4 protein-coding genes are annotated in these 2,469 nt (G+C 69.9%); all 4 read right to left on the reverse strand.

The features are described 5' to 3' along the window. A partial coding sequence (locus B2J89_RS21000) for a DUF4126 domain-containing protein (RefSeq protein ID WP_169170788.1) occupies window positions 1-440 on the reverse strand: 440 nt, incomplete at its 3' end. 24 nt (window positions 441-464) lie between these two features. Continuing rightward, window positions 465-1,259 carry an enoyl-CoA hydratase/isomerase family protein gene (locus B2J89_RS21005; RefSeq protein ID WP_169170789.1) on the reverse strand — a complete coding sequence of 265 codons (795 nt, stop codon included), beginning with the start codon at window positions 1,257-1,259 and terminating at the stop codon, window positions 465-467. Beyond that, window positions 1,256-1,771: a DinB family protein gene (locus B2J89_RS21010; protein WP_169170790.1), complete on the reverse strand. Its 516-nt coding sequence runs from the start codon at window positions 1,769-1,771 to the stop codon at window positions 1,256-1,258. The genes B2J89_RS21005 and B2J89_RS21010 overlap by 4 nt, the downstream gene beginning before the upstream one ends. After that, a partial coding sequence (locus B2J89_RS21015) for a dienelactone hydrolase family protein (RefSeq protein WP_169170791.1) occupies window positions 1,768-2,469 on the reverse strand: 702 nt, incomplete at its 5' end. The genes B2J89_RS21015 and B2J89_RS21010, both read right to left, overlap by 4 nt.

Consider the following 2,469-nt stretch of genomic DNA (forward strand, 5'->3'; position numbering starts at 1 on the left):
CCCATCAGGCCCGCGACCACGCCCATGGTGGCGCTGTCGGCGCCAAACACCCCGGCCGCCAGCAGGGCGCCGGCGGGGATGCGGATGAAGGCGTGCACCGCATCCCAGGCGCTGTCGAGCCAGGGGATCTTGTCGGCAAAGAACTCGACCAGCAGCATGGCTCCGCTGACCACCAGCACCGCCGGATGCTGCAGCACGTGCAGCCCCGGGGGCAGCGGCAGCCAGCCGGCCGCGCCCATGGCACCGACCAGGAACACCACCGCATAGAGCCGAAACCCGCTGGCCCAGCCCAGCGCGGCGGCCAGCGCCAGCAGGCCCGGCATGTCGAGCTTTTGCGTGGCCTGCGCCGCGCCGCTCGCCATGCCCTGCACCACGCCCGCATCCACATGCAGGCCGAGCGTGTGCAGCCATTGAATGAAAGTGGGCCAGAGGTTTTCCATGGGCGCTGCGCTCCCCTGCGGGGTTCAATCCGTGCGTTGCAGCAACCACGCCGGCTTGCGCTTGTGCAGGAAGGACTGCACGCCCTCCTTGCCTTCGCTGCTGGCGCGGATGTCGGCGATGCCCTCGACGGTGGCAGCGACCAGGGCGGCACCGATCTCGCGCCCGGCAACGTCGAGCACCAGTTTCTTGCAGGCGCGCACCGCGTTCGGGCTAGCGCTGGTCAGTGCCTGGAGCAATTCGTCCACCTTGGTATCGAGCGCGCCAGGCGCCACCACCGCGTGCACGAAACCGATGCGCAGTGCTTCGGCGGCATCAAAGCGCTCGGCGGTCAGAAAGTAGCGGTGCGCGGCGCGCGCGCCCATGGCGCGGATGACATAGGGGCTGATGGTGGCCGGGATCAGCCCGAGCTTGACCTCGCTGAGGCAAAAACCGGCCGTGTCCACCGCCACCGCCATGTCGCATGCCGCGACCAGGCCCATGCCACCGGCGTACACATCGCCCTGCACGCGCGCGATCGTCGGCTTGGGGCATTCGTAGATCGCGCGCAGCATGTCGGCAAGCTTGGCGGCGTCGGCCAAATTTTCGGCATGCGTGTAGTCGGCCATGCGGCGCATCCAGTTGAGGTTGGCGCCGGCGCAGAAAGCCGGTCCCTCGGCGGCCAGCACCACGGCGCGCACCTCGGCGCGCGCGCCCACCTCGGTGAAGGCCTGCGTGATCTCGGCGATCACTTCGTCGCTGAAGGCATTGCGAATTTCAGGCTGCGTAAGCGTGATGCGCGCCACGGCGCCGTCGCAGGTGATTTGAAGATTGCTGCTCATGGTGTGTCGCTTTGTTCGGCTTGCAAAAAGTAGACGAGATCCAGCTCGGGGCAGGGCTGGCCCAGGGCGGTGAGTGCCGCCGTGATCTGGCCGCGGTGGTGGGTTCCATGGTTGAACACATGGGCCAGCGTGGCGGCGAACGGCAGCGAGGCCGCCACACCGCGCGTGGTGGTGTAGTCCAGCGTCTGGCCCCAGCGCTCTGCGGGCAGCGTGGCGATCAGCGGCTCCCAGCGGGCCGCGCCTGCGCGCAGGCGGGCGTCCAGCCGCGCACGGTCGGGCTCGATCTCGTGGTCCAGCGCCACCTGGGGTGAAATGCCTTCGGCAAAGCGCACAAACCACAGATGGTGCTCGCCCACCAGCAGGTGGTTCAGCGTGCCGTGGATGCTGCGAAAGAACAGGCCCAGATCGCGCCGGTAGGTGTCTTCGGGCAGCGCTGCCACGGCGTCCAGCAGGCGCGCCGTGGCCCAGGCGTTGTAGCGCGCCAGCAGAGTGAAGTGCGCATTCCAAGTCATGGTGCGGCCCGGGTGCCAAGCACCCGGCTCCAGAACGCATCGAGCGCAGCCAGCGCCTCTGTGCGCGCCTTTGGATTGCCGCCCTGGTGTACGCCCTGCGCCAAGGCTCCGTTGGGCACGTCGGTGCGCAGGCGCACGGACGCCATGCCGTCGAAGCCGTGGTAGCTGTCCTGGTACACGTGCACGCTGACATCACTGCCGGCGCGCGCCTGCAGGCCGCGTGCAAAGTCCACGCACGGCTGCGGTGGCGTCCAGTCGTCGAGCGCGCCCAGCAACATCAGCAGCGGGGTGTTCTCGAGCAGGGCCTGGCGCTTGTGCAGCGGAGCACAGCCCGGGTAGAACACCGCGGCGCCCGCCAGGGGCGGCTCGCCGGCCTCGGGGTGCGCGCGGCGCTGCTCCAGCAGGGTCAGGGTGGTGGTGGCGCCGTTGGACCAGCCGAGCACGCCGATGCGCTGAACATCCACTTGCGGCTGCGCGGCAAGCCAGGCCAGGGCCGCGCGCGCGTCCTGGGCACGCTGGGCCACGTCCACGCTGCGCTCGCGGTAGCGGGTCTGGCAGACCTCGCGCACGCCGCGCGAACCGAAGCTGTCGGGCATCAGCACCGCGTAGCCGGCGGCGTGCAGGCGCTCGGCCGTCTCGCGGTAGCGCACGGACAGGCCGCCGCCCTTGGCGTAGAGCCCGCCGCAGCCGTGCAATGC

Source organism: Acidovorax sp. SRB_24 (genome assembly GCF_012931925.1).

What these genes read in the sequence shown, in the direction of transcription:
- B2J89_RS21005 (WP_169170789.1), bottom strand. Translation starts at nt 1,259, where the DNA reads ATGAGCAGCAATCTTCAAATCACCTGCGACGGCGCCGTGGCGCGCATC.
- B2J89_RS21010 (WP_169170790.1), bottom strand. Translation starts at nt 1,771, where the DNA reads ATGACTTGGAATGCGCACTTCACTCTGCTGGCGCGCTACAACGCCTGG.